Below are 26,274 nucleotides of genomic sequence, written 5' to 3'. Positions count from 1 at the left end.
CTTATTGAATTAACCAGGAAATCGCCCATATGAATACCGCCCTGAACACCAACGTAGTGCACGAATCCGAAGCCCAGCGCCAACACGCCCGCGTGAAAATCCCGGCCAAGCTGCGCTTTTTCGGAACCACCGGCGCGCCGGTCGAAGCACGGGTCGAAGACCTTTCCGCCGGTGGCCTGTGCTTTAACGCCGGCACCCAGAAAGCCCTGACCATCGGTGAAGTGCACAAGGCTCGCCTGCAGTTCGTGATCGATAACCTGGGCCTGGCGATGGACGTCGAGTTGCAGATCCGTTCCTACGATCGCCAGACCGGCCGCGCCGGTTGCCAGTTCCAGAACCTCGAACCGCAAGACATCTCGACCCTGCGTCACCTGATCACTTCGCACCTGGCCGGCGACATCGTCAGCATGGGCGAAGTGCTGGCGACCCTGCAGCGCGACAACTTCACCAAGGCGCGCAAGGTCAAGGATGGCGGCCACGGCATGACCCCGTTCGGGCGTCTGCGGGCAGTGACGTTCAGCTTCGCGATTTTCCTCGTCGGCCTCGCGGCGTTCGGTTTCATTTTCAAGTCGGTGTACGGCATGTACTTCGTCAGCCATGCGCAGGCCGGTCTGGTCAGCGTGCAAGGCATGAACATCACCATGCCGCGTGACGGCACCGTGCAGAGCCTGGTGAAAGACGACGGCGTTGCCGCCAAAGGCGCGCCACTGGCGACCTTCAGCACCAGCATGCTTGATGTGCTCAAGGGCCATCTCGACGAAGACCAGTTGCAACCGGCCAAGGTTGAAGAACTGTTCGGCAAGCAAATGACCGGCACCCTGAGCTCGCCGTGCGATTGCACCGTGGCGCAGCAACTGGTCGGCAACGGTCAGTACGCCAGCAAGGGTGATGTGATCTTCAATCTGGTGCCGCGCAACAGCGAAGCCAACATCGAAGCGCGCTTCTCCTATCGCCAGTTCGCCGACGTGCGTCCGGGCGCTCCAGTGACGTTCGAAATTGCCGGCGAAGACAAGACTCGCACCGGCAAGATCGTCAGCAGCACCAGCCTGAAAAGCGCTGACCTGTCCTCCGATATCCGTGTCCTGATCAAGCCTGACGAGCCGCTCGACAGCACCCTCGCCGGTCGCCCGGTAGAAGTGAACAGCGATCGTGGCCCGAGCCTGAACTGGCTGATCGACAAAGCCATGGCCGCCGGTATTTAAGCAGAGGACATGCCCGTGACGACTCCAAATATCCTCAGTACACCGCAGTCCCTGTGGGAGCGAGCTTGCTTGCGATGGGATCAGCGCGGTCTGTCTGATGCACCGAGCCGCCAGCAGCGCGAGCAAGCTCGCTCCCACAGGGGTTTTGCGTTGTGCGCGATAGCACTGGCAGTCAGCCTCAGCGGTTGCGTCGGCCTGCCCGACCAACGCCTGGCCAACGAAGCCTTGAAGCGCGGCGACACCGCGCTGGCGCAGCAGAATTATCAGCAACTGGCAGACCTCGGTTACAGCGAAGCCCAGGTCGGCCTCGCCGATATCCAGGTCGACAGCCGTGACCCGGCGCAGATGAAACAGGCCGAGGCGACTTACCGCGCCGCGGCTGACGTTTCGCCGCGCGCTCAAGCCCGTCTCGGTCGCCTGCTGGTGGCCAAGCCGGGTTCGACCGAAGCCGAGCAGCACGAAGCCGAAACCCTGTTGAAAAAAGCCTCGGCCAATGGCGAAGGCAACACGCTGATCCCGCTGGCCATGCTGTACCTGCAATACCCCCACAGTTTCCCGAACATCAATGCACAGCAGCAAATCAGCAACTGGCGCGCCGAAGGCAAACCGGAAGCGGGCCTGGCCCAAGTGCTGCTGTACCGCACGCAAGGCACTTACGACCAGCACCTGGACGAAGTCGAAAGCATCTGCAAAGCCGCGCTCAACACCACCGACATCTGCTACGTCGAGCTGGCCACGGTTTATCAGAAACAAGCCAAGCCTGAGCAAACCGCCGAGCTGATCAAGCAGATGCAAGCGGCACATTCGCGCGGCACTGTTTCCGCCCAACGCGTCGACAGCGTCGCTCGGGTTCTAGGTGATGCAACGCTGGGCAAAACCGACGAGAAAACCGCGCAGGCGCTGCTCGAAGACATCGCCCCGGGCTACCCGGCGTCCTGGGTCAGCCTCGCGCAATTGCTCTACGACTTCCCCGAACTGGGCGACGTCGACATGATGATGAAATACCTGGAAAACGGTCGCGCTGCGGATCAACCGCGCGCCGAACTGTTGCTCGGCAAGCTCTACTACGAAGGCAAATGGGTGCCGGCTGACGCCAAAGCCGCCGAAGCGCATTTCCAGAAAGCCGTGGGCCGCGAAGTGGCTGCCGATTACTACCTCGGCCAGATCTACCGTCGTGGTTACCTCGGCCAGGTCTATTCGCAGAAAGCTCTGGATCACCTGCTGACTGCTGCGCGCAACGGTCAGAACAGCGCCGACTTCGCCATCGCTCAACTGTTTTCCCAAGGCAAGGGCACCAAGCCCAACCCGCTTAACGCGTATGTCTTCAGCCAGTTGGCCAAGGCTCAGGACACCCCGCAAGCCACCGAGCTTGCGCAAACATTAGAAGCGCAACTGCCGCCTGCCCAGCTCGCCGAGGCCCAACGCCTGTTGCAACAAGAACAGGCCGTTCGTGGCGCCTCGAGCCAGAACAAGCTGGATCTGCAAGCACTGCAAGAAGAAGACGGCGAGGAAACACTATGAAGCTGAATCCATTTGTTCAGGCCGGCATTGGCCTGACATTCGCCCTGCTGTGGTCGTGCCCGACCCTGGCAGCATTGACCGAAGCCAAGAACTACGGTCTGGAAGTGAAAGTTACCGGCCAGTCTGAAGACGACCGCGACCTCGGCACTGCCGACGGCGGCGACGTCAACGGCGTCGGCCTCGACCTGCGTCCGTGGGTCTATGGCGAGAGCGGCGCGTGGAGCGCCTACGCCATGGGTCAAGCGGTGACGTCTACCGACATCATCGAAACCGACACCCTGCAACAATCCGATAACGACGGCGCACAGACCACCGACAACGGTGACCGCAAAACCAGGAAAAACTACTTGGCCATGCGCGAATTCTGGGTCGGCTACAGCGGCCTCACGCCCTACCCTGGCGAGATGCTCAAGCTCGGTCGCCAACGCCTGCGCAATGACGACGGGCAATGGCGCGACTCCAACATCGAAGCGCTGAACTGGACCTTCGATACCACGCTTTTGCGCGCCAACGCCGGTATCGCCGAACGCTTCAGCGAATACCGCACCGACTTGAAAGAGCTCGCGCCGAAAGACAAGGATCGCCTGCACGCCTACGCCGATGCGGCGTATCAGTGGACACCGGGCAACTGGGTGGGGATTCGCGGTCATCATACTCACGATGACGGCAAGCTCGATTACCCGGAACCGGGTGTCGCCGGCGACTCGCTGGACAAGAAACAGAACGGTGACATCAGCTGGCTCGGCCTCACCGCTGACAGCGACGCCTACAACTGGCGCAACACCAACACCGTCAACTACTGGGGCAGCATCACCGGCATGAGCGGCGATACCGACACGGTCAACGCGCTGAATGCCGACGGCACCCGCCCGACCGAAGCCAAGACCGGTGAAGACCTGAACGGCTGGGCCACCGATGTCGGCGTGCGTCTGCGCCTCGATCCGCAATGGCAAGTCGGTGCAGCCTATGCCCGCGCCAGCGCCGATTACGAACAGAACGGCCTGGAAAGCAACCGCTCGAACTACACCGGTACCCGCTCGCGGGTTCACCGTTTCGGCGAAGCCTTCCGTGGCGAAATGAACAACATGCAAACCGCGACCCTGTTCGGTTCGTGGATGCTCAACGACGAATACGACGCCAGCCTCGTGTACCACAAGTTCTGGCGTGTCGACGGCAGCAAGCCGGTCGGCAGCAACGGCATCAACGCCGTCGAGAACGACACTGACGACGTCACTGGCGCAATCCTCTCCAGCACTTCGCTGCCGCTGCAGGATGGCAACAAAGACTTGGGTCAGGAAATGGACCTGGTCGTCACCAAGTACTTCAAACAAGGCCTGTTGCCGGCCGCTTTGAGCCAATCCATCGATGAACCTTCGGCCCTCGTGCGTTTCCGTGGCGGCGTTTTCAAGCCCGGCGATGCCTACGGCAAAGAAGTCGATTCGTACATGCACCGCGCGTTTGTCGACGTGATCTGGCGCTTCTGATGCGAGCCGCGAAAGGAGTGCCCGACATGACCCATCCGAAGAGAGGCTCGATCACGTTGCTGGCCGGCGCGATGCTGCTGGCCAGTTCGGTCGCCTTCGCCAACGCCGAGCCGGTTGCGCCTGCTGCAAAAGGCCAACCGAGCACCATGGCCAAGGGACTTCAGCAAGCCAAGACCTACACCGTCAGCAGCGCCCCGACCGCGCCGCTGGACCTGGAAAAGCCAAAACTGCCGGACACTTCCGGCTACACCGCCGAAGCGATTGCCGCGAAAGTCGTGCGCACCCAACCGGGCAAAGTCAGCGTGCGCCGGATGATGCAGGAAGACGCGTTGAAGGACTTCATCGGCGGCGATAACAAGATGGCCGAGTGGGTAGTGCGTCAGCACGGCATCCCGCAAGCGATCTTCGTCGACGACGGTTACATGAACCTGCAAGACCTGGCGAAGAAGCTGCCCAAGCAGTACTTCAGCGAAACCTCGCCGGGCGTCTTCCTGGCGAAGTTGCCGATTGTCGTAGGGCGCAAAGGCATCCTCGAAATCGACCAGAAAACCCAGGAACTGCGCTTGTCGCAAGAAGCCGGTTCGTTCCTGGTCAACGACGGCCAGCTGTTCGTGCGTGACACCAAGATCACTGGGTGGAGCGAGAAGAACAACGGCCCGGCGGCGTTCAAATCGCCGAAGGAATTTCGTCCGTTCCTGCTGTCCTGGGGCGGCACCGAAACCTACATCGCCAACAGCAAGATCGCCAGTTTCGGCTACGCCAACAGTAAGTCCTACGGCGTGAGTATTTCGCAGTACACGCCGAACATGGCCAAGGTGCTCAAGCGTCCTGAACCGACTGGCTGGATCGTCGGCTCCGAGTTCTCGGACATGTGGTACGGCTTCTACTGCTACGAAACCCGCGACTTCGTGGTCAAGGGCAACACCTACAAAGACAACATCGTCTACGGCATTGACCCGCACGACCGTTCGCACGGGCTGATCATCGCGGACAACACCGTACACGGGACCAAGAAGAAGCACGGGATCATCATTTCCCGTGAGGTCAACGACAGCTTCATCTTCAACAACCGCAGCTACGACAACAAATTGTCGGGCCTGGTGATCGACCGGAACAGCGTCAACAACATCATTGCCTACAACGAGATCTACAAGAACCACACCGACGGCATCACCCTCTACGAGAGTGCCGACAACCTGTTGTGGGGCAACAAGGTGATCAGCAACAAGCGCCACGGCATCCGCATTCGTAACAGCGTGAACATTCGCCTGTACGAAAACCTCGCCATGGCCAACGGCTTGACCGGCGTCTACGGACACATCAAGGACCTGAGCGACACCGACCGCGACATCAAGCTCGATCCGTTCGACGCCCAGGTGTCGCTGATCGTGGTCGGCGGCGAACTGGCCGGCAATGGCAGTGGACCGCTGTCCATCGACTCGCCGCTGAGCGTCGAGTTGTATCGCGTGTCCATGCTCGCGCCGACCAAATCCAGCGGCATCAGCTTCAACGGGATTCTTGGCGAGCGCCAGGATGAAATTCTCGACCTGCTGGTGCGCCAGCAGAAAGCCGTGCTGATCGACCCTGTCGAACGCCAGACCGAATTGCAGGACTGAGGATAATTTTATGCACCCACACTTGATCAAATTACTCAGCCTGTCGGCCCTGACCGCCGGGATTCTCGCGGCCAGCGGTGGCGCCCGTGCCGACGATGGCGAGACGGTCAAAGCACCGAACTTCACCGCCGACCCGTGCTGCAATCTGTGCCCGGAAGCCCACGACGCGAAAAACTACACCACCCGTTATCAGCAGAACTTCACCACGCTGGTACAGGCTCAGGGTGACTGGTTGTTCCGTACGCAAGAAGACTTGCGCACCGAGTTCGACACCTCCCCTGCCGGCTACAAACGCATGAAAGAACTGCACGATGCGTTCAAGAGCAAAGGCGTGGAGTTGGTGGTGGTTTATCAACCGACGCGTGGTCTGGTGAACCGCAACAAGCTCAATCCTGAAGACAAAGCCAAGTTCGATTTCGACAAGGCCTTGAAGAATTACAAGACCATGCTCGGCCGTTTCGCCGCCATGGGCTACACCGTGCCGGACCTGTCGCCGCTGACCAACGAGTCGCTGCCAGACACCTTGCCGGCGCACGATTTCTACTTCCGCGGCGACCAACACTGGACGCCATACGGCGCTCAGCGCACGGCGAAAATCGTCGGTGAGCAGATCAAGCAAATGCCGGCGTTTGCCGACATTCCGAAACGCGAATTCGAGAGCCACAAGTCGGGTCGCATGGGCAAGACCGGAACATTACACAACATGGCCGGTCAACTCTGTGGCACGAGTTACGCGGTCCAGTACATGGACCAGTTCACCACTGAGCCCAAGGGCGAAGCGGCCGATGGCGACTTGTTCGGTGACTCCGGAAATCCCGAGATCACCCTGGTCGGCACCAGCCACAGTGGCAAGAACTACAACTTCGCCGGTTTCCTCGAAGAGGCAATCGGTGCCGACATCCTCAACGTGGCATTCCCTGGCGGTGGCCTGGAAGGTTCGATGCTGCAGTACCTGGGCAGCGAAGAGTTCCAGAAGAAGCCGCCGAAAATCCTCATCTGGGAATTCTCGCCGCTCTATCGCCTCGACCAGGAAACCATCTATCGCCAAATGATGGCGTTGCTCGACAACGGCTGCGAAGGCAAAGACGCACAAATGACCGGCAGCAAAACCTTGAAGCCGGGCAAAAACGAATTGATGGTCAACAGCAACAACCTGAACCTGCAAAACGGCAGCCACCAGGTCGACATCCAGTTTGCCGACGCGTCGGTGAAAGTCCTGCAAGCCACCCTCTGGTACATGAACGGTCGCCACGAGGACATCAAAATCGAAAAACCGGAAACCTCCGACACTGACGGGCGTTTTGCCTTTGAGTTGCGCACGGACGAAGACTGGGCCTCGCAGAATCTGCTGGCCGTCGAAGTCCAGGGCCCTGAAGCGGGTGCCGCGCCACAAAAAGTCGAAGCGAAAATCTGCAAACGCAACGTATTCCCGGGCGCTGGGCAACGTACCGCTCAAGCCGGGCAATGAGGTTACCTCTATGACATTGCACACCCGAACTTTGAAAAAGTTACTCGCCCCTTCGTTGCTGACGCTGGCGATGTTCGCCGGCGCCACGCAGGCCGCCGCGCCACTGCGTCCGCCACAGGGTTATTTCGCACCGATCGAAAAAGTCAAAACCGGCGACAACAGCGAAGGCTGTGACGCGATGCCGACGCCGTACACCGGCTCGCTGCAATTTCGCAGCAAGTACGAAGGCTCCGACAAGGCCCGTTCGACCCTGAACAAGCAGTCGGAAAAAGCTTTCCGCGACACCACTGCCGACATCACCAAGATTGAGCGCGGCACCAGCAAGCGCGTGATGCAGTACATGCGCGACGGTCGTCCGGAACAACTCGAATGCACGCTCAACTGGCTGACGGCCTGGGCCAAGGCAGATGCCTTGATGTCCAAGGACTTCAACCACACCGGCAAGTCGATGCGCAAATGGGCATTGGGCAGCATGGCGTCGGCGTACATCCGCCTGAAGTTTTCCGACTCGCACCCGTTGGCCAACCATCAGCAAGAGTCGCAGTTGATCGAAGCCTGGTTCAGCAAAATGGCTGATCAAGTGGTCAGCGATTGGGACAATCTGCCGCTGGAAAAAACCAACAATCACTCGTACTGGTCCGCCTGGTCGGTGATGGCAACGTCCATCGCCACCAACCGCCGCGACCTGTTCGACTGGTCGGTGAAGGAATACAAAGTCGGCGCCAATCAAGTTGATGCGCAAGGCTTCCTGCCGAACGAATTGAAGCGTCAGCAACGCGCCCTCGCCTATCACAACTACGCCCTGCCGCCACTGTCGATGATCGCCAGTTTTGCCTTGGTCAACGGTGTCGATCTGCGTCAGGAAAACAACGGCGCGCTGAAACGCCTGGGTGATCGCGTGCTGTCCGGGGTGAAAGATCCGGATGAATTCGAGAAGAAGAATGGCAAGGAACAGGACATGACCGACCTCAAGGTCGATTCGAAATTTGCCTGGCTCGAACCGTTCTGCTCGCTCTACACCTGCCCGCCGGATGTGCTGGAAATGAAGCACGAGATGCAGCCGTTCAAGACCTTCCGCCTCGGCGGCGACTTGACCAAGGTCTACGACCCGGCGAATGAAAAAGGCAAAAAAGGTTCGTGAGTTGTGCTGGGGCTGAGAACCAGCCCCTCACCCTAACCCTCTCCCCGGAGGGGCGAGGGGACTGACCGAGGTGGCTGTTCGAACTTCGGCGACCTGCGATATCGAGTCGATCTCAAGTTCCGAAACGACTGTTCGAACTTCGGCGATCTGCGTTATCGAGTCGATCTCAAGTTCCGAAACGACTGAGATCAGGCTCCCTCTCCCTTCCGGGGAGAGGGCGGGGGGTGAGGGGTCGGTCTTATGGCCAACCCCGACCCTCAAGGAAATACCGTATTGCCCCTCTGAATATGTGGGGGGGTTTGGGGGGGCCGTTGGCCCTTGACTGTTGGTTAAACATGGAGAGATCGGGATGGTATTTTCGTCCAATGTGTTCCTGTTTTTGTTCTTGCCGATCTTTCTCGGCATGTACTACTTGAGCGGGATTCGCTATCGCAACCTGCTGCTGCTGATCGCCAGTTATGTGTTTTATGCCTGGTGGCGCGTGGACTTCCTTGCACTGTTCGCGGCCGTCACGCTGTGGAACTACTGGATTGGCCTGAAGGTAGGCGCCGCCGGCGTGCGGACCAAACCGGCACAACGCTGGTTGCTCCTGGGCGTGGCCGTCGACCTGTGCATTCTCGGCTACTTCAAGTACGCCAACTTCGGCGTCGACAGCATCAACGCGATGATGACCTCGGTCGGTCTGTCGCCGTTCATCCTGACCCACGTGCTGTTGCCGATCGGCATCTCGTTCTACATCTTCGAGTCCATCAGCTACATCATCGACGTCTACCGTGGTGACACCCCGGCAACGCGCAACCTGATCGACTTCGCTGCATTCGTCGCGATCTTCCCGCACTTGATCGCAGGTCCCGTGTTGCGTTTCCGCGACCTCGCCGACCAGTTCAACAACCGCACCCACACCCTCGACAAGTTCTCCGAAGGTGCCACGCGGTTCATGCAGGGTTTCATCAAGAAGGTGTTCATTGCCGACACCCTCGCGGTGGTTGCCGACCATTGTTTTGCTTTGCAGAACCCGACCACCGGCGATGCCTGGCTGGGCGCCCTGGCCTACACCGCGCAACTGTATTTCGACTTCTCCGGTTACAGCGACATGGCCATCGGCCTGGGCTTGATGATGGGTTTCCGCTTCATGGAAAACTTCAAACAGCCATACATCAGCCAGTCGATCACCGAGTTCTGGCGGCGCTGGCACATCAGCCTGTCGACCTGGCTGCGTGACTACCTGTACATCACGCTGGGCGGTAATCGCAAAGGCACGTTGATGACCTATCGCAACCTGTTCCTGACCATGCTGCTCGGTGGTCTGTGGCACGGCGCGAACATCACCTACATCGTCTGGGGTGCATGGCACGGCATGTGGCTGGCGATCGAAAAGGCCCTGGGCCTGAACACTTCGCCACGCAGCATCAACCCGATCCGCTGGGCGCTGACGTTCCTGCTGGTGGTGATGGGCTGGGTGATCTTCCGCTCGGAAAACCTCCACGTCGCCGGCCGCATGTACCACGCCATGTTCAGCTTCGGCGAATGGTCGCTGTCGGAACTCAACCAGGCCAGCCTCACCGGCCTGCAAGTGGCCACACTGGTCGTCGCTTACATGACCCTGGCGTTCTTCGGCATTCGTGATTTCTACGCCAACTTGCCGCCAGAAAAGACCAAGCCTGCGGTCAATGTAGAGGCCGATGGCCCGGCATCCGCGACCCCGGGAATGATCAAAGCGGTACCGGGCGACAAGCCTGGCAGCATCCACCAACCGGGCTACATCGTCGGTACTGAAGCGACGGTGCAACCGGCCTACTGGACCGCTGACTGGTCGCGCTACGTGATGCGCACGCTGGTATTGGCGTTGTTCATTGCCTCGATTTTCAAACTCTCGGCGCAAAGCTTCTCGCCGTTCCTTTACTTCCAGTTCTGAGGGATCTGACCATGACCCGCTCATTACGCATCCTCTACATCGGCCTGTTCCTGGTGACGCTGTTGGTCCTGGGCGTGTGGTCCACGCGCAGCTTCTTCGGTTTCACCACGAGTGCCGAAACCACCGTGCTCAACGGGCGCTGGACCAAAGCCGTAGAGACACACTACGACGAAGAATTCCCGATCAAGCGCCTGGGCACCAATCTCTGGGCCGCGCTGGATTTCAAACTGTTCAACGAAGGTCGTCCGGGCGTCGTGCTCGGTCGCGATCAGTGGTTGTACAGCGATGAAGAATTCAACCCGATCGTCAACGAAGAGCTGAACCTGCAAGGCAACTACGCGCTGGTCGAAGGCGTGCGCCAGACGCTGAAAGAAAAAGGCGTGAAACTGGTGATGGCGATTGTTCCGGCCAAGGCGCGCCTGTACCCGGAGCACCTCGGTGACGTCAAGCCTTCGAGCATTCACGCCAACCTCTATCAGGACTTCCACGCTCGTGTGGCGGCCGACAAAATCCTCGCTCCCGACCTGCTCGGCCCGTTCAATCAGGGCAAGCTCAACGGTCAGCAGATGTTCTTGCGCACCGACACTCACTGGACGCCGGAAGGCGCGCAAATCGCCGCCGAAACCCTGGCCAAAACCATTGCGACCAAGACTCCGCTGAGCGGCGAACCGCAAAAATTCGTCACTACACCGGCGGAAAAAGTCACCCACAAAGGCGACCTGCGACTGTTCCTGCCGCTGGACCCGCTGTTCGAAAACCTGATGCCGGCCACCGAGCCGCTGCAGAAGCGCAACACCGTGGCGGCTGACGATCAGCCTGCCGCCGATGACGCGCTGTTCGCCAACACCGAAGTGCCGGTGGCCCTGATCGGCACCAGCTACAGCGCCAACCCGAACTGGAATTTTGTCGGTGCGCTGAAGCAAGCGCTGAAAAGCGACGTGGTCAATTACGCCGAAGACGGCCACGGCCCGATCCTGCCGATGCTCAGCTACCTGAAAAGCGATGCTTTCAAGAACAGCCCGCCACAGGTGCTGATCTGGGAGTTTCCTGAACGTTATCTGCCTGTGAACAACGAAATCGGCGACGCCGACCCGCAGTGGGTCGCAGAGCTCAAAGAAGCCGGCGCTCGCCAACAAAACGTAGCCGCAAACACTAAATCCGAGACGCCCGACCGGGCGCAAAACTGAAAGAGAGGTACACCATGACTTTCACTACTACTCCTCGCCGTCTCGCGAAGACTTTTGCTCTTGTTGCCGGCATGAGCGTGCTGTCGATGTCGGCCTTCGCCGGTGACGCCGCACTGTACGGCCCGACCGCACCGAAAGGCTCGTCCTTCGTGCGGGTCTACAACGCCGGTAACGCTGAAGTCAGCGCCACCGTCGGCACCACCAACCTGAGCGATGTTGCACCACTGGGCAGCAGCGATTTCAGCTTCATGCCGGGCGGCGACTACAGCGCCAAGGTCGGCAGCCAGACCCTGCCGGTCAAACTCGCCGGTGACCACTATTACACCCTGGTCAACAACGCCAGCGGCGCTCCGCAACTGATCGAAGAACCGCCGTTCAAGAACAAGCAGAAATCCCTGGTTCGCGTGCAGAACCTGAGCGACAAGGCGCTGACCCTGAAGACCGCTGACGGCAAGACCGAAGTGGTGCCATCGGTAGCGGCCAAGGGCCGTGGCGAACGCGAAATCAACCCGGTGAAAGTCAGCCTGGCCCTGTACGACGGCGCGACCAAGGTCGGCGACGTCAAGCCGGTTGCCCTGGAACGCGGCGAAGCGGCCGTGCTGTACGTCACCGGCAAAGGCTCGAGCCTGTCGCCAGTCTGGGTAAAACGCCCGGTTTCGACGCGCTAATTATTTTTCTGGATTGCCGCGCTCCTTTGCAGGAGCAAGGCTTGCCCGCGATGAGGCCCTCAAGACCGCCATCGCGGGCAAGCCATGCTCCTACGGGGATCGGGTGGCGATCGAGATACGGCATAAGAACAAGAGTGAAACGACAGAACGTTCGTAGCTCTAACCAAATCGATTTTAAGGAGTAACAACATGATTCCGGTAATCTTGTCAGGTGGTAGCGGCTCACGTCTTTGGCCGCTTTCGCGTAAACAGTTTCCTAAGCAATTCCTGGCCCTGACCGGCGAGCACACGCTGTTCCAGCAAACCCTGGAACGCCTGGTCTTCGAAGGCATGGACACCCCGATCGTGGTCTGCAACAAGGACCACCGCTTCATCGTCAACGAGCAGTTGAACAACCGTAAGCTCGAAGTGCAGCGCATCCTCATGGAACCGTTCGGCCGCAACACTGCGCCGGCCGTGGCCCTGACCGCGATGATGCTGGTCAATGAAGGTCGCGACGAGTTGATGCTGGTGCTCCCGGCCGACCACGTGCTGGACGACCAGAAAGCCCTGCAACGCGCCTTGGCCCTGGCCACCGTTGCCGCCGAAAACGGCGAAATGGTGCTGTTCGGCGTCCCGGCGACCAAACCGGAAACCGGTTATGGCTACATCAAGTCGACCAATGATTCGCTGCTGCCCGAAGGCGTCAGCCGCGTTTCGCATTTTGTCGAAAAACCGGACGTCAAACGCGCCACTGAATACGTACAGTCCGGCGGTTATTTCTGGAACAGCGGCATGTTCCTGTTCCGCGCCAGCCGCTTCCTCGAAGAACTGAAAAAACACGATCCGGACATCTACGACACCTGCCTGCTGACCCTTGAGCGCAGCGAGCAGGATGCCGACACCATCACCTTCGACGAAGCCACTTTCGCCTGCTGCCCGGACAACTCCATCGACTACGCCGTGATGGAAAAAACCCAACGCGCCTGCGTCGTGCCGTTGACCGCTGGCTGGAGCGATGTCGGTTGCTGGGCGTCGCTGTGGGAAGTCAACGAAAAAGACGCCAATGGCAACGTGTCCAAGGGTGACGTGGTCATCCAGGACAGCAAGAACTGCATGATCCACGGCAACGGCAAACTGGTGTCGGTGATCGGTCTGGAAAACATCGTGGTGGTCGAAACCAAGGACGCGATGATGATCGCCCACAAGGACTCGGTCCAAGGCGTCAAGCAGATGGTCAACACGCTCAATGAGCAGGGCCGCAGCGAAACCCAGAACCACTGCGAGGTCTATCGTCCGTGGGGTTCGTACGACTCGGTGGACATGGGCGGGCGTTTCCAGGTCAAGCACATCTCGGTGAAACCGGGCGCGTGCCTGTCGCTGCAAATGCATCACCACCGCGCCGAACACTGGATTGTGGTCAGCGGCACGGCGGAAGTGACGTGCGACGAAAACGTCTTCCTGCTCTGCGAAAACCAGTCGACCTACATCCCAATCGCGTCGGTTCACCGTTTGCGCAATCCGGGCAAGATCCCACTCGAAATCATCGAAGTGCAATCGGGCAGCTACCTGGGCGAAGACGATATCGAGCGCTTTGAAGATATCTACGGTCGCTCCACCCCGATCGAGCGCGGCGTGTCGGTGAAAACCATCGCGCAATAAGCTTTGCAAAACGAGAGGCGCCTCGGTAAACGAGAAGCGCCTCGGTCAACAAGAAGCCCCCGTCCAGCCCGTTGCGCTCCCCATCCGCAGCGGGTTGGTCGGGGGCTTTTTTTTGGCAGGGCAACTACTTTAATGAAACGGCACCCACTGACTGCTCTTCGCCGCTCGATAAGCCACGATGTAGGCGTTTGGAATCGGCGTAATGAAGGTCATCTCGTGGGTCTTGGGTGGAATCATCGAGGCAAGCGTTGCCTGCTCAAGCGTGCTCGCATTCATAAAAAATCGTGTATCCAGTTGTTTTTTCGGAGTGAAGCTGTAGGGCGACGACAATCCAAGTGTCTGGTCATTCACGCCCCTTTCTTGCAAGTCCGGGATTTCCATCCGATAAAGAAAACCCCTGGTATCGCTATATCCTCCAGAATCTTCATCCAGGCCCGTAGAAACGTATCCGGGATTAAGTGCTCTCACGTGGTCCTGAGCGTGGGCGTTGAGACCATCGGTCTGTACTGCTCGTCTGAAATCCTGCTGGATTGCACTGCCTCTGTTATCGCGAGGATAGAACCCGCCCGCGTTGCGAATGACATGATCGGGGCGATCATCCCCCCTGAAAACCACGATGCTGCCTGTTTTTGAGACCATCAGTGAATGCGTGCCGACCTCCACGTAGCCGCTCGCATACGCAGGAAGCACTCGAGCCGAAAGATCCGCCGTCGGTAATTTGATCTGCGGTGGACGACCTGGCGCCGCAGCTTTTGTGGCAGGCGTGATGAGCGGGGCCTGCGCGGGCCTGGCGGGTAACTGCGGCGCGGTGGCGCGCGGGGTCGCCGCTCGCGAAGTTGACGAAGGGCGTGGTGACGGTGGCCCGGCGACACTGGTCGAATTGAAGAGCGCCGTCAGGGCTGAAATACGATTTGGTTGTTTATCCTTCGGATCGGGTGCCAGACCATCTCTGTCAATCAGCCCCACGGGATTGTTTCTGACCATGCGATACAAGTTCAGGCCATCAATATCACGCGCGGGATCGGGATTTACCCAGCGCTGCAACCATCCGATGTAATAACGGAATCCATAGTAGTAGAGCCCCGTCGCATCACGTTCCTTGCCGCTGTAGCGGACCGTTTTGTAACTGACTTCGGCCTCGTTCTGCCCGGCAAACCAGGCTGTCTCGCCAAACGCGTAGTACCCTTCGCGGCTGATGATCCGCGCATCATCGGCCAACTCCAGCGTGCAGGAATTCAAGTGATCGACGAGGCTGTAGCGGTACTGATCATTAGCCACTCCAGTGGGCGGAGTGGTTTCCCAATGCAGCACGCGAACGCTGTTGAGGCCGCCAGTGGCGGTAATCACTTGCAGCACTTCCCCGGTCCCGGAATGACTACGGATATCCAAACCCGGCAAATACCGGACGCCTGCCATCATGGTCCGGGCATTGGTCTGCAACGAGCGAGTTTTTCGTACCCGTTGGCCACCGCCATCGTAGAGGTAGGACTCAACGTCATTGCGTCCAGAGTCGCGCTCCACCGGGCTGACCGACTGCAACTGATTGCGCAGATCCCACGTCATCGAGCGTCCCTGATCGAGCATCAGCAAATTGCCGTTGGCATCGAACGCAGCGGCAATTGCCTCCTCGGTAGGTGGCACGCCATTGCGCCAGGGCAAACAGCGATTGCTGTAGCGCGCAGCTTTTAATTCTCGCCCCGGACTTTGCGCCCCGATGTGCGTCAACTTCAGCAAGTTGCCACTCTCGTCATAACTGAAACTTTGCTGATAATTGCTCAGCGCTGCGGGATCCGTTCGTCCTGTTGAAGCCGGTCCCTGATTCGCACTACCTGCCTCCCAGCCAGATGCACCAATCAACTGATAAAGACTGTCGTAGTTAAAACAACTGATGGGCTCGATGCGCTGATTATTGAAGTAACGCACCGCCAGCGCTTTGTCCTCGATGCTCAGGACATTGCCCATGCGGTCGTGGTCGTAGAACAAATGCTGCAATAAACCGCTGTGATTGCTGAATGCTCGCCGCTCGATCAACAGTCCGTCTGCGGCGCCATAAAAGAGCTTTGTCTCGACATGATTACCCGCCACTTCCCGAATAATCCTGCCATCGGCGCTGTACTCGATTTCGCTGACCAAGGTTTGCCAAGTGAGCTTGCCGGCCAAATTCAACGCACTGTCGCGTAGCAGACCATCCAGGGTAAAAGCGAACACCTGGCTGTTGTGTCGTGCATCGGTTTTCTCCAGCACATTGCCCTGAGGACCATAATTCCACGTCGAAATCGCACCCTCGCCCGGTTCCAGCAATTGTTGGCGATCTGCAATTGGCTCAGGCCAATCCGCGGCGACTGGGTCTTTGGTGAAATGCTGAATATGGCGGGTGCATTGACGGGTGATTGCAAAGGATTCGAACACCACCGTGCCGCCGGGGCTGTCGTGCCGAGTCATTTGCCCGCACAGATTAACGGCCTGATTGCCAGGTTCGGAACCGCCATATTGCAAACGTTCGACACAGCTTCGCGGCGCGGTGCCTTGCTGTTCGAACATTGCCACTGGCCGCAGTTGGTCGTCGTATTCGATATTGCTGCGCGTGCCGCGAGTGTCCCAACGCTGCAACACTTGATTGCCGGTGCCCGCCAGGCTGACTTGCAGCCCGGCATCCACACTGAGCAGCGAAACAACATCATCGGACAGCGAATGCACACTCGTCATGTTCGCCGGCGTCAGCGGGTCCTCGGCTTGCAGCGCCCACAGCCGCGGGTCCCACTGTTTGACTGGGCGCCCGCCGACATCGTAAGCCACCCGATTGACCCGAGCCTGCGCCGCGAGTTTTTCATCTTCACGCCAGTAATCGACCGAACGCACCGGCAGTCCGCGCGGATCAACGATCGATAACGTGGGTGTCCTGTGATGTATTGCTGTGATCGAAGCGTGCATGCCGATGCGTCCCGGTGGGCCAGACATGATCTAACCGTTGCCGCGCAGCATCTGGCTACTGTCAGAAGTGACAGTCGCGACTGACGGCAAGCGTGCTTGAACGCCGAATGTCCATTCCTTCAGCCGTTCGGTAGGATGGTCGCCATGAGTTCAAGGAGCGTTTCCCTATGTTCATCGGCGTCCTGCTGGTCATTACCTGGCTGACCCTGTTGCTGCGCTACCCGGCCAAAGCCTTGCCGGTTTCCATCGCCGCTGCGATCGGCCTGGGGTTGGTGGCGACTTGGGTGATCTGGGCGGACAGCCGCGAGGTCAAGCAACTGGCGCGTCTGGAGTTGCGGATCACCTACGCCCCGGAACACTGTCCTGCGGATCGGCCGTTGCAATTGACCATGAACAACGGCAACGACGTGCCGCTGACCGAATTGCGCTGGCGCATCGCCGCTTATGCGCCGGGCGACACGGTCAACCTCGCCGACAACCAATACGCCGCCCCACGCTATCGCGGCCCCGGCGAATTGCAGGCCGGCGCCAGTTGGCAAGACTGTTTGCCGCTGCCGCCACTGCGCCCCGGTTATCGCCCGCAAACCCTGGAGTTTCGTGCCGAACATTTGCAGGGTAGCTTCTCCGACTGATCCCCCACTTCTTATTGCACAAGGACCGCGCCATGCCCGTTGCGTTGATTACCGGTTGTTCCAGCGGCATTGGCCGCGCCCTCGCCGATGCGTTCAAAGCCGCCGGTTACCAGGTCTGGGCCAGCGCCCGCAAGGCTGAAGACGTGGCCGTGCTGGCGGCGGACGGTTTCACCGCGGTGCAACTGGACGTCAACGATGGCGCTGCGCTGGAGCAGTTGAGCGAGCGCATCAACCAGCAACACGGCGGCCTCGATGTGTTGATCAACAATGCCGGTTACGGCGCGATGGGCCCGCTGCTGGATGGCGGCGTGCCAGCGATGCAGCGTCAGTTCGAAACCAACGTGTTTGCCGTGGTCGGCGTGACCCGCGCGCTGTTTCCGGTACTGCGTCGGGCCAAGGGGCTGGTGGTGAATATCGGCAGCGTTTCCGGTGTGTTGGTCACGCCATTTGCCGGCGCCTATTGCGCCTCGAAAGCTGCGGTACATGCGCTGAGCGATGCGTTGCGCATGGAACTGGCGCCGTTCGGCATCCGCGTGATGGAAGTCCAGCCCGGCGCCATCGCCTCCAGTTTCGCGAAAAATGCCGGCAACGAGGCCGAGCAGTTGATCAGCGAACAATCGCCGTGGTGGCCGCTGCGCGAAGGCATCCGTGCGCGGGCCAAGGCGTCGCAGGACAACCCGACCCCGGCCAGTGAGTTCGCCGCTGATCTGCTTAAAGCGGTGCAGCAGAACAAACCTCCACGATTGCTGCGCCTGGGCAACGGCAGCCGGGCGTTGCCGCTGTTGGCGGCGTTACTGCCCAAAGGGTTGCTGGAATCGGGGTTGATGAAGCGCTTCGGTTTGGGTGGGCAGCTCTGAGACCGAGTTGACGCCTTCGCGGGCAAGCCTTGCTCCTACAGGGGATTGCATCGCAACCGCAGGAGCGAGGCTTGCCCGCGAAGAGGCCAGACCGGGCAACGCAAACCTCACCCCCAACCTTTCATGAAATCAATAAACGCCCGCACTTTCAGCGGCAAATGCCGCGTGTCCGGGTACAACGCGTACACCCCTTGCCGAGCGAAACCGTGATCGTCCAATAGCCGGGTCAACCGGCCCGCATTCAGATCTTCCTGCACCAGCCACTGCGGCAAAATCGCCACGCCTTGCCCCGACAGCGCAAACGCACGCAACGTCGCCGAGTTGTCGGCGACGATGGCCGTGGTGCCGGGTTTTGGCTGATACAAATGCTCGGCGCCGCTCGGGTCAGTCACCGCCAACTCCGGCACCCGCCCATGCCCCAACGTCGGCAATGACTCCAGCGCCGCCAGCGTATCGACGGTCGCAAAACGCGCGACTAACTCCGGTGCCGCCACAGCAAAAATCTCGAAGGTGGATAACTGCACCGCACGCAAATTGGAGTCGAGCATGCGCCCCAGCCGTATCGCCACATCGAAGCGTTCGGAAATCAAATCGGCGTGCGTCGATGAGGTCGACAAGTGAATGTGCAACTGCGGATGCTGCTGACGAAACACCGCCAGCGCCGGCACCACTTGCGCCAGGGCGAACTCGACCGTCGTGGTAATTCGCAACGATCCCTTGAGCTGCGAGTGCTCCGAACGGGCTTCTTCGATGGCCAGCCGCGCTTCGTCGAGGGCGCGCAAACAACGCTGATAAAAACGTTCACCGGCATCGGTCAGGGCCAATTGCCGGGTGTTGCGCGTGAGCAACGTCACGCCCAATTCCTCTTCCAGACGCTTGAGGTTGAAGCTGACCACCGCGCGGGTCTGCCCGAGCAAGTCAGCCGCAGCGGTCAACGATCCGGCCTCGACCACGGCTTTGAAAGTGTCGAAACGGTCCAGGCTAACCATCGGCGCAGCGCTCCTTGTCAAAATAATTTTGACAAACTAGCAGGCAAACCAGCGTTTTCCTAACCGCGCCAGCGCCCTACCCTGCACGTCTTATTACAGGGATGTCGCCATGACCTACCGCTCGAAAGTCGCGCTGGTGTATTTGCTGGGCTTCGCCCTCGACCTGCTGAACATGTTTGTCGCGAACATTGCCTACCCGGACATTGCCCGCGAGCTGCACGCTTCGGTCACCGAACTGGCGTGGATCGGCAACGCCTACATGCTCGGGCTGACGCTGATCATTCCGCTGAGCGTGTGGCTGGGCGCGCGGATCGGGGAGCGGCGGCTGATCCTCGCATCCTTGCTGCTGTTCGGCATCGCTTCGGCGCTGGTCGCTCAAGCCGGATCGATTGAAAGCCTGATCGGCTGGCGGCTGCTGCAAGGGCTCGGTGGCGGGTTGTTATTACCCGTCGGCCAGGCCTTGGCCTATCGACAATTTCCCCCGGCGCAGCGTGCGCATTTCACCGGCGTGGTGTTGCTGGTGGCGCTGATGGTGCCGGCCCTGTCGCCGGCGGCCGGCGGGTTGATTGTTCAGGCGTTGTCCTGGCGCTGGATTTTCTACTTGAATTTGCCGCTGGCGTTGCTCGCCTTCGGTCTCGGCATGTTTTGGTTGAAAGCGGAAAAAGCTTCGACCGAACGCCCGACACTGGACGCCGTGGGCCTGCTGCTTGCGATGACCGCCCTGAGCCTCTTGTTGATTGCCGTGAGCCTGTTGAGCGAGCCCGCCACGCGCCTTTTCGGCCTGCTCGGGCTGATGCTCAGCGCCGCTGTTGCGGCGTTGTACCTGAGCGACGGCTGGCGCAAACCCGTGGCAATCCTCGACCTGCAACTGATCAAAAATCCATCACTGCGCCTGGCGATGCTGATCTACCTGTGTGTACCCGGCATATTCACCGGCACCAACCTGATTGCCGTGTTGTACCTGCACGAACTCGGTTTCGGCGCGGCGCAAATCGGCGCGCTGATGTTGCCGTGGGCGGCCGGCTCGGGGGTGGCGATCACGCTCGGCAAACGCAGTTTCAATCGCATCGGCCCCAAGCCGTTGCTGATCAGCGGCATGCTGTTGCAATGCCTTGGCATTGTGCTGCTGATGCGCATCGAACAATCCGCCAGCGCGCTACTGATCATTGCCTACGCCGTAATGGGCTTGGGCGGTAGTTTGTGCAGCATCACCGCGCAGACCTTGGCATTTGTCGGCACAACGCCGGAAAAAATGGCCCACGCCAGTGCATTGTGGAACATCAATCGGCAACTGGGTTTCTGCCTCGGCGCAGCACTGTTGAGCTCATTGCTCGGCGCGCTGGGCACTCAAGGCTTCAACGATTGCTTCATTGCCGCCGCACTGCTGACGCTGGTGCCAATGGCCGCGGTCCTGCGTTTCGACTCAACGAACGTGCTGGCCCTGCTAACCTCTCCTCCCCTTCAGGAAAAATCCGCATGACTGACTACACCGATTATTTTGACGAAGTGCTCCAGGCCCATGTGGCGATTGAACAGTGGTTTGCCGTTGAGGAAGACGCAGCGGCGCTGGAGAAATTACTGCAGCGTTTCTCGCCGCAGTTTTCGATGATTTCGCCGTTGGGCCGGGTGCTCGATTTCGCCGAACTGTCGGCACTGTTTCGCATGGCGGGCGGGCAGAAACGCGGGTTCAGGATTGAGCTCAGCGAGCTGCGCGCAATTGCCTTGCACGCGGACGGCGCGACGGTCAGTTATCGCGAGCAGCAGACCGATGCGACCGGGTTGCACTCGGATCGGCGTTCGACAGTGGTGTTTGAAAAACAACCTGGCGGGCGGATCATCTGGCGGCATTTGCACGAAACATTTTGTCAGCTCTGACACAGCGCTTGTGTGGCGAGGGGGCTTGCCCCCGTTCGGCGGCGGGGGCAAGCCCCCTCGCCACAAGAGTTAAGCGCCGTTCTCTTGTTTCACCACCACCGTGCAGGTAATGCCCGCCGCCAGCAGCACGCCTTCCGGCACTTCATCGATGTGAATGCGTACCGGCACCCGTTGCGCCAGACGCACCCAGTTGAACGTCGGGTTGACATCGGCAATCAACTCGCGACTTTCCGGGTTGTCGCGGTCGTAGATCCCGCGCGAAATACTCTCGACGTGGCCCTTCAACACCTCGCCGCTCATCAACTGCATGTCGGCCTTATCACCCACGCGCACGTGCGGCAGTTTGGTTTCTTCGAAGAAGCCGTAGACCCAGAACGAGTTCATGTCGACCACGGCCATTTTCGCCTCGCCGATGCGCGCGTAGTCGCCGCGATGGACGTTGAGGTTGGTGACGTAACCGTCCACCGCCGCGCGCACTTCGGTGCGTTTGAGGTTCAGCTGCGCCGCTTCCAGTTGTGCTTGCGCGTGTTGGTAATCGGCCAGCGCCGAGTCGGCAATATTGCTCGCGTCGTCGCGGTTTTCTTTGGAAATGACCAGCGCGTCCATGTCGGCGCGGCGATGCGCGTTGACCTTGCGCATCTCCCTGGTGGCCTTGCGTGACGCCACCAGCGACTGCGCCTGTTTGACCGCGATGCGGTAATGCTCGGGGTCGATCTGCATCAGCAAATCGCCCTTCTTCACCAGTTGGTTATCGCGCACCGGCACGTCCACCACTTCGCCGGTGACGTCGGCGGCGACATTGATGATGTCGGCGCGCACCCGGCCATCGCGGGTCCACGGCGTGTCCATGTAATGCACCCACAAGGTTCGGCCAATCCAGATCGCAAGGGCCAGCACCAGCAAAGTTGCGAGCAGGCTGAAAAGCTTTTTCATCAGAGCCTTCTTCAGAGAGAGAGAGTCAACGGTAAACGGTCAGCGCCAGAGCGCCGAACAGACAGGTAAACAGGCTCAGGCGCAGCAACGCCGGGTGCCAGAAAAAGCGGTATAGATCGAACCCGGAGAGAAACCGGTCGAGCGCCCAGGCCAGCGCCGCTGCGATGAAAAACATCAGCGTCATGGTCGGCATGTAGATGCCGTGGAAAGCGATTTCACGCGGCATGTTCGAGTCCTTTGGCGGGGGTTTTCAGGTACGCCGTGAGCGGCGATTGCGGGTCCAGCAGCGAGGTGCGGATGAAGTGCAGATAACTCTTCACCCGGCGCAGCGCCGAGGTATCGAAGTGCGGCGCGAACGGTTCATCGGTGGCTTGCACGCGGCTGATCGCATGATCGACGGCGATCAAGCCGCGCTCCAGATTGCTCTGGCTCGGTTGCAGAAACAGCCGCACCAGCGAGCGCCCCATCACGCGGATCGCCTGGCGCCACGGCTGCGATTCGGCATACGCCGGGTGCACCGGCAGAATCGCCTGTTCCTTGCGCAACTCGATGATCGCGTGGCCGACTTCCAGCACCACAAACATCCAGCGCAGCAAGTCGCGCTGCACGTGCGGCTGGCCGACCGCGAGGCCGTAAGCCTGATGCAGCAAGTCGCGCGTGCGGCTCTCGAAACTTGAGCCCAGGCCCTTGAGTTTGCCGCTGATCGCGTAGACCACTTGCTCGCGCAGATCCTGCTCCAGGCGCCGCCACAACCAGCGGCTGTTCGGCGGCAGAATGATCGCGCCGGCGGCGGCGCACACCAGCATGCCGAGGACCATGGCGATGTAGTCGTTGATGAAGGTGTAGGGGTTGTAGACGGTGAGGTTGTCGGGCACCGAACCGGTGCTGAAGAAGATCAGTAGCCCCAGGCCCACCCCGGCGTATTGCGGGCGCGAAGTGAGGAATGAACCGAGCACGATCACCGGCGCCAGCATCACGCACAGCAGTGGAAAACCGTCGATCCACGGGAAGATGAAAAACATCTCGACGAAGCCGATCAACGCGCCGAGGAAGGTGCCGCACGCCATCTGAAACGCCATGCGTTTGGGGTTCGGCGTCGCCGCTGAAAGTCCTACGGTGGCGGCGGCAATCAAGGTCATCGTCGCCCCGCTCGGCCACGCCGTCGCCACCCAATAACTGCCGAGTACGATCAGGATGAACGACGCCCGAATCCCCGAAGCGGCCGACGCCAGCCAGTTGGTTTGCGGGGTAAACGGTTCATCCCATTGTTCGCGCGCATGCGAGTGATCGGCCAGCGAGGCGTGGGTCTGTGCATAACTGTGCAAGTCGTCGACGAAGCGATAAAGCAGCTCGTACGCGGTGTGGAAATCCAGTTGCTCGGCGTCGCTCGGCTCGCTCTCCTGGAACGTCGCCCGCAGGTTGCGCACGCGCGTCGGCAAGCCTTCCTTGTAAGCACTCAGCGCCGTCACCAGCCGCGCCGCATCGGCGTCGGTCAAGGCGCGGCCGCTGAAGCCGTCGAGCAATTCGGCGAGGTCCTGCAAACCCGGCTTGATCGCCGCGACCACGTGGTCGGCGGCGCTGCTGCGCAAGCGTTCGAGCAACTGGTGCAAGGCGTTGAAGCGCGTGGTGATGCTCATGAATTCGCTGTTCAAGCGGCTGAGCCGACCATTGCGCCGACGCATGTGCGGGTCTTCGAACACGGTGACGCTGCGCAAGCCTTCGAGGCCGACGGCTTCGGCGATGAAGCGCACGTTGCTCGCTTCAAATGCCTCGCGTTGACTGCGACCGCGCAAGCCATCGGTGACGAACAACGCGAACACGCCGAAGCGCTGATACAAAGCGTTGCGCATCGCCGCGCCGGAGGTTTGCGGCAGGATGGCGGCGCTGATCAGGGTCGAGCAAATGATCCCCAGGGAGATTTCCAGCACGCGCCAGACCGCCGCCATGAACGCGCCGTCGGGGTGCGCCAATGCCGGCAGACCGACCATCGCGGCGGTGTAACCAGCGAGCACAAAACCGTAGGCGCGAAAGTTGCGATAACGCGCGGCGCCAGCGGTGCACAGGCCCACCCAAATCGCCAGTGAGCCGAGAAACAGTTCAGTGTTTTGCGCGAATAAAGCGATCAGCAACACCATCACCGCCGACCCGGCGAGCGTGCCGAGGAAGCGATAGAAACTCTTGGCCAAGACATGGCCGCTTTGCGGTTGCATGACGATAAACACGGTGATCATCGCCGTGCGCGGCTGCGGCAATTCCAGGCGCATGGCCAGCCACAAGGTCAGGAACGCGGCGATCAGCACTTTGAAAATATAAACCCAGGTCACGCCATCGCTGCGCGCCCAGTCATAGAAGCCCCGGCGCCATTCCAGGGAATGCAGCCAGCGCAGCGGTGCGGGCATAGTTCTGTTCATTTGCAAAGAACCTGAGTTAACCGAAACCTGCTCACCCGCGAAAAACCTGACCTAAACAAAACCCTGCTCACCTGCAAAAATCCTGAGTCAAACAAAAAACCTGTGGCGAGCGAGCTTGCTCGCGCTGGACTGCGAAGCGGCCCCAAAATTCTGATTTCCGCCGCAAATTCTGTGAGTGCTGCGCACTCAAACGCGAGCAAGCTCGCTCGCCACAAATGCCGGTGAGCCACTGGATTTGTGTTCACTTAAGCAACACCGGGGTTTTCGGCGCGGCGGTCTGGCGGTCTGTCGGCACGTCGCTGCCGGCACCGAGCCCGCCGCCCAACGCCGTCACCAACGCCGCGTGCGCACTCAACCGCGCCGCTTGCACCTGCTGCTGCACCTGCTGCTGTTTGAACAACAACGTCTGCGCATTCAGCACATTCAAGTAATCGGTGAGCCCACGCTGATACGCAATCATCGCGATGTCGTACGTCTTCTGCGCCGTGGCCACCGACTCGGCGGCAAAGGATTGCTGCTTGTCCATCGACTCGCGGCGGATCAACTGATCGGAAATTTCCTTCAGCGCATTCACCAGCGTCTGGTTGTACTTGGCGACAGCAATGTCGTACCCGGCCGACGCTTCACCGAGTTCCGCGCGCAAACGCCCGCCGTCGAAAATCGGCAGCGTGATCGCCGGGCCGACGCTGTAGTTGAGTTTCTTGCCGGTCAGGAACTCCAGCGCGCCGCCGCCCGTGGCCATGTAGCCGAGGCTGCCGACCAGATCGACGTTGGGATAAAACCCGGCGTGCGCGACATCGATGCCGCGCGCCTGCGCCGCGACTTGCCAGCGACTGGCGACCACGTCCGGACGTTGCCCGAGCAATTGCGCGGGCAGCGACGACGGCAATTTCAGCGCCGCACCCAACGCCAGGGTAGGCCGCTGCAATTGCGCGCCGGCGCCAGGACCAAAACCTGCGAGCGCTGCAAGTTGATTGCGGCTGAGGGCGATTTCTTCGTCCAGCGCATCGAGCTGCCGATGGGTTTCCGGTAGCGGCGTTTGTGCCTGGCTGACCTCGAAATGCGTGCCAATGCCGCCGTCCAGACGCTTCTGCGCGAGGTCGAGAATCTGCTGCTGTTGCTGCAGCATCGCCGCGACGATGTCGCGTTGCGCGTAGTGCAGCGACAGTTCGATGTAGGCGCGAACGATGTTGTTCTGCAATTCGAGCTGGGCCAGCCGCGCTTCGGCGGCGCTCATGTGCGCGAGGTCGACGGCGCGTTCGCTGGCATTGGCTTCGCGGCCCCAGAGGTCGAGGGCGTAGCTGAAACCCAGCGCGGCGTTGTTGTCCCAGGTGGTGGTGTTGGAGAGTTCGCCAGGGCCGTAGAACTGATCGGTCGGCCAGTTGTGGCGCTTGAGCGTGGCGTCGCCATTGATCTGCAACGACTCGGCGGCCTCGGCAATACCGGCCATCGATCTGGCTTGGCGCACACGGGCGGTGGCCATCGCGATGCTCGGGCTGCCCTGAACGGCGAGGTCGATCCAGCGGTTCAGTTGCGCATCGCCATAGGCCTGCCACCATTGGGCGGTGGGCCAGTGAGCGTCTTGTGCAGCGTTGCGAATGGCTTCGTCGGTGGCCAGCGAATCAGCCTCCAGTGCCGTGCCTTGCGGGGCAATGCCATGGGTACCGATGCAGCCGCTGATTGCCAGGGTTAAAGCCAAAACACTGAGCGTCTTGAGCGCTCTGTTGATGCGACGCGGCACTGCTGCAAATTCCTGAGAAGGGGGAGGTACGAATTACTGTGGGAACGGACACCGCAACCCTT

At 60.2% G+C, this 26,274-nt stretch carries 20 protein-coding genes; 14 read left to right on the top strand and 6 right to left on the bottom strand.

Translation table 11 applies throughout. From position 1 onward, the window contains the following. Nucleotides 1-29: 29 nt before the first annotated feature. The 10 genes from FBY12_RS08400 (at nucleotide 30) to FBY12_RS08355 (ending at nucleotide 13,843) form a co-directional block, all read left to right on the top strand. The gene (locus FBY12_RS08400; RefSeq protein ID WP_145252595.1) at nucleotides 30-1,202 is read left to right on the top strand and encodes an alginate biosynthesis protein Alg44; all 1,173 of its coding nucleotides are present in this window, start codon (nucleotides 30-32) and stop codon (nucleotides 1,200-1,202) included. Nucleotides 1,203-1,217: 15 nt separating this feature from the next. Further along, nucleotides 1,218-2,723 carry an alginate biosynthesis TPR repeat lipoprotein AlgK gene (algK, locus tag FBY12_RS08395; protein WP_145252594.1) on the top strand — a complete coding sequence of 502 codons (1,506 nt, stop codon included), beginning with the start codon at nucleotides 1,218-1,220 and terminating at the stop codon, nucleotides 2,721-2,723. Then, the gene (locus tag FBY12_RS08390; RefSeq protein WP_109521994.1) at nucleotides 2,720-4,207 is read left to right on the top strand and encodes an alginate export family protein; all 1,488 of its coding nucleotides are present in this window, start codon (nucleotides 2,720-2,722) and stop codon (nucleotides 4,205-4,207) included. The genes algK and FBY12_RS08390 overlap by 4 nt, the downstream gene beginning before the upstream one ends. Nucleotides 4,208-4,233: 26 nt before the next feature. Further along, on the top strand, nucleotides 4,234-5,823 hold the full coding sequence (gene algG, locus FBY12_RS08385; RefSeq protein ID WP_145252593.1) for a mannuronan 5-epimerase AlgG: 1,590 nt from the start codon (nucleotides 4,234-4,236) through the stop codon (nucleotides 5,821-5,823). A gap of 10 nt (nucleotides 5,824-5,833) precedes the next feature. Continuing rightward, entirely contained in the window at nucleotides 5,834-7,291 is a 1,458-nt protein-coding gene (locus tag FBY12_RS08380; protein ID WP_145252592.1) for an alginate O-acetyltransferase, read from the top strand. A 10-nt stretch (nucleotides 7,292-7,301) separates the two neighbouring features. Further along, a complete protein-coding gene (locus FBY12_RS08375; protein WP_121732990.1) occupies nucleotides 7,302-8,432 on the top strand; it encodes a mannuronate-specific alginate lyase in 1,131 nt (376 codons plus the stop codon). Nucleotides 8,433-8,781: 349 nt separating this feature from the next. Then, nucleotides 8,782-10,347 (top strand): MBOAT family protein, encoded by a 1,566-nt coding sequence (locus FBY12_RS08370; protein ID WP_145252591.1) that lies wholly within the window; start codon nucleotides 8,782-8,784, stop codon nucleotides 10,345-10,347. Nucleotides 10,348-10,358: 11 nt separating this feature from the next. After that, nucleotides 10,359-11,534 carry an alginate O-acetyltransferase gene (locus tag FBY12_RS08365; RefSeq protein ID WP_145252590.1) on the top strand — a complete coding sequence of 392 codons (1,176 nt, stop codon included), beginning with the start codon at nucleotides 10,359-10,361 and terminating at the stop codon, nucleotides 11,532-11,534. A 14-nt stretch (nucleotides 11,535-11,548) separates the two neighbouring features. Next, nucleotides 11,549-12,202, top strand: coding sequence for an alginate O-acetyltransferase AlgF (locus FBY12_RS08360; protein WP_092272993.1), 654 nt, complete (start codon nucleotides 11,549-11,551; stop codon nucleotides 12,200-12,202). Between the two features lie 189 nt (nucleotides 12,203-12,391). Beyond that, entirely contained in the window at nucleotides 12,392-13,843 is a 1,452-nt protein-coding gene (locus tag FBY12_RS08355) for a mannose-1-phosphate guanylyltransferase/mannose-6-phosphate isomerase (protein WP_121732987.1), read from the top strand. Nucleotides 13,844-13,972: 129 nt separating this feature from the next. Here the strand turns inward: FBY12_RS08355 and FBY12_RS08350 are convergent, their stop codons facing one another. Further along, nucleotides 13,973-16,774, bottom strand: a complete 2,802-nt coding sequence (locus FBY12_RS08350; protein WP_145252589.1) for an RHS repeat-associated core domain-containing protein — start codon at nucleotides 16,772-16,774, stop codon at nucleotides 13,973-13,975. A 167-nt stretch (nucleotides 16,775-16,941) separates the two neighbouring features. Between FBY12_RS08350 and FBY12_RS08345 the strand changes: the two genes are divergently transcribed. Next, nucleotides 16,942-17,406: a multidrug transporter gene (locus FBY12_RS08345; RefSeq protein WP_145252588.1), complete on the top strand. Its 465-nt coding sequence runs from the start codon at nucleotides 16,942-16,944 to the stop codon at nucleotides 17,404-17,406. A gap of 32 nt (nucleotides 17,407-17,438) precedes the next feature. After that, a complete protein-coding gene (locus FBY12_RS08340; protein ID WP_145252587.1) occupies nucleotides 17,439-18,263 on the top strand; it encodes an SDR family oxidoreductase in 825 nt (274 codons plus the stop codon). 107 nt (nucleotides 18,264-18,370) lie between these two features. Here the strand turns inward: FBY12_RS08340 and FBY12_RS08335 are convergent, their stop codons facing one another. Beyond that, the gene (locus FBY12_RS08335; protein WP_145252586.1) at nucleotides 18,371-19,252 is read right to left on the bottom strand and encodes a LysR family transcriptional regulator; all 882 of its coding nucleotides are present in this window, start codon (nucleotides 19,250-19,252) and stop codon (nucleotides 18,371-18,373) included. A gap of 109 nt (nucleotides 19,253-19,361) precedes the next feature. Here FBY12_RS08335 and FBY12_RS08330 point away from each other — a divergent pair, with 109 nt between their 5' ends. Both FBY12_RS08330 and FBY12_RS08325 read left to right on the top strand, forming a co-directional pair. Next, nucleotides 19,362-20,732, top strand: coding sequence for an MFS transporter (locus FBY12_RS08330; protein ID WP_145252585.1), 1,371 nt, complete (start codon nucleotides 19,362-19,364; stop codon nucleotides 20,730-20,732). After that, nucleotides 20,729-21,127, top strand: coding sequence for a DUF4440 domain-containing protein (locus FBY12_RS08325; RefSeq protein WP_145252584.1), 399 nt, complete (start codon nucleotides 20,729-20,731; stop codon nucleotides 21,125-21,127). The genes FBY12_RS08330 and FBY12_RS08325 overlap by 4 nt, the downstream gene beginning before the upstream one ends. Before the next feature lie 69 nt (nucleotides 21,128-21,196). Here FBY12_RS08325 and FBY12_RS08320 read toward each other — a convergent pair whose 3' ends face one another. The 4 genes from FBY12_RS08320 to FBY12_RS08305 all read right to left on the bottom strand — a co-directional run bounded on the left by FBY12_RS08320 (nucleotide 21,197) and on the right by FBY12_RS08305 (nucleotide 26,212). Next, nucleotides 21,197-22,060, bottom strand: a complete 864-nt coding sequence (locus FBY12_RS08320; protein WP_145252583.1) for an HlyD family secretion protein — start codon at nucleotides 22,058-22,060, stop codon at nucleotides 21,197-21,199. A 25-nt stretch (nucleotides 22,061-22,085) separates the two neighbouring features. Beyond that, nucleotides 22,086-22,286 (bottom strand): DUF1656 domain-containing protein, encoded by a 201-nt coding sequence (locus FBY12_RS08315; RefSeq protein WP_092273020.1) that lies wholly within the window; start codon nucleotides 22,284-22,286, stop codon nucleotides 22,086-22,088. Then, complete coding sequence (locus tag FBY12_RS08310; protein WP_145252582.1) at nucleotides 22,276-24,471, bottom strand: FUSC family protein; 2,196 nt, start codon at nucleotides 24,469-24,471, stop codon at nucleotides 22,276-22,278. The genes FBY12_RS08315 and FBY12_RS08310 overlap by 11 nt, the downstream gene beginning before the upstream one ends. A gap of 241 nt (nucleotides 24,472-24,712) precedes the next feature. Continuing rightward, nucleotides 24,713-26,212, bottom strand: coding sequence for an efflux transporter outer membrane subunit (locus FBY12_RS08305; protein WP_145252581.1), 1,500 nt, complete (start codon nucleotides 26,210-26,212; stop codon nucleotides 24,713-24,715). Nucleotides 26,213-26,274 lie beyond the last annotated feature (62 nt).

The organism is Pseudomonas sp. SJZ131 (assembly GCF_007828705.1).
Lineage (GTDB): Bacteria > Pseudomonadota > Gammaproteobacteria > Pseudomonadales > Pseudomonadaceae > Aquipseudomonas > Aquipseudomonas prosekii.
This window is presented reverse-complemented; position numbering and strand designations above follow the sequence as displayed.

Bases quoted from the DNA above. Each gene is read 5' to 3' on its own strand.
- FBY12_RS08400 (WP_145252595.1), top strand. From the start codon at position 30: ATGAATACCGCCCTGAACACCAACGTAGTGCACGAATCCGAAGCCCAG.
- FBY12_RS08390 (WP_109521994.1), top strand. From the start codon at position 2,720: ATGAAGCTGAATCCATTTGTTCAGGCCGGCATTGGCCTGACATTCGCC.
- algG (WP_145252593.1), top strand. From the start codon at position 4,234: ATGACCCATCCGAAGAGAGGCTCGATCACGTTGCTGGCCGGCGCGATG.
- FBY12_RS08380 (WP_145252592.1), top strand. From the start codon at position 5,834: ATGCACCCACACTTGATCAAATTACTCAGCCTGTCGGCCCTGACCGCC.
- FBY12_RS08375 (WP_121732990.1), top strand. From the start codon at position 7,302: ATGACATTGCACACCCGAACTTTGAAAAAGTTACTCGCCCCTTCGTTG.
- FBY12_RS08370 (WP_145252591.1), top strand. From the start codon at position 8,782: ATGGTATTTTCGTCCAATGTGTTCCTGTTTTTGTTCTTGCCGATCTTT.
- FBY12_RS08365 (WP_145252590.1), top strand. From the start codon at position 10,359: ATGACCCGCTCATTACGCATCCTCTACATCGGCCTGTTCCTGGTGACG.
- FBY12_RS08360 (WP_092272993.1), top strand. From the start codon at position 11,549: ATGACTTTCACTACTACTCCTCGCCGTCTCGCGAAGACTTTTGCTCTT.
- FBY12_RS08355 (WP_121732987.1), top strand. From the start codon at position 12,392: ATGATTCCGGTAATCTTGTCAGGTGGTAGCGGCTCACGTCTTTGGCCG.
- FBY12_RS08350 (WP_145252589.1), bottom strand. From the start codon at position 16,774: ATGCACGCTTCGATCACAGCAATACATCACAGGACACCCACGTTATCG.
- FBY12_RS08345 (WP_145252588.1), top strand. From the start codon at position 16,942: ATGTTCATCGGCGTCCTGCTGGTCATTACCTGGCTGACCCTGTTGCTG.
- FBY12_RS08340 (WP_145252587.1), top strand. From the start codon at position 17,439: ATGCCCGTTGCGTTGATTACCGGTTGTTCCAGCGGCATTGGCCGCGCC.
- FBY12_RS08335 (WP_145252586.1), bottom strand. From the start codon at position 19,252: ATGGTTAGCCTGGACCGTTTCGACACTTTCAAAGCCGTGGTCGAGGCC.
- FBY12_RS08330 (WP_145252585.1), top strand. From the start codon at position 19,362: ATGACCTACCGCTCGAAAGTCGCGCTGGTGTATTTGCTGGGCTTCGCC.
- FBY12_RS08325 (WP_145252584.1), top strand. From the start codon at position 20,729: ATGACTGACTACACCGATTATTTTGACGAAGTGCTCCAGGCCCATGTG.
- FBY12_RS08320 (WP_145252583.1), bottom strand. From the start codon at position 22,060: ATGAAAAAGCTTTTCAGCCTGCTCGCAACTTTGCTGGTGCTGGCCCTT.
- FBY12_RS08315 (WP_092273020.1), bottom strand. From the start codon at position 22,286: ATGCCGCGTGAAATCGCTTTCCACGGCATCTACATGCCGACCATGACG.
- FBY12_RS08310 (WP_145252582.1), bottom strand. From the start codon at position 24,471: ATGAACAGAACTATGCCCGCACCGCTGCGCTGGCTGCATTCCCTGGAA.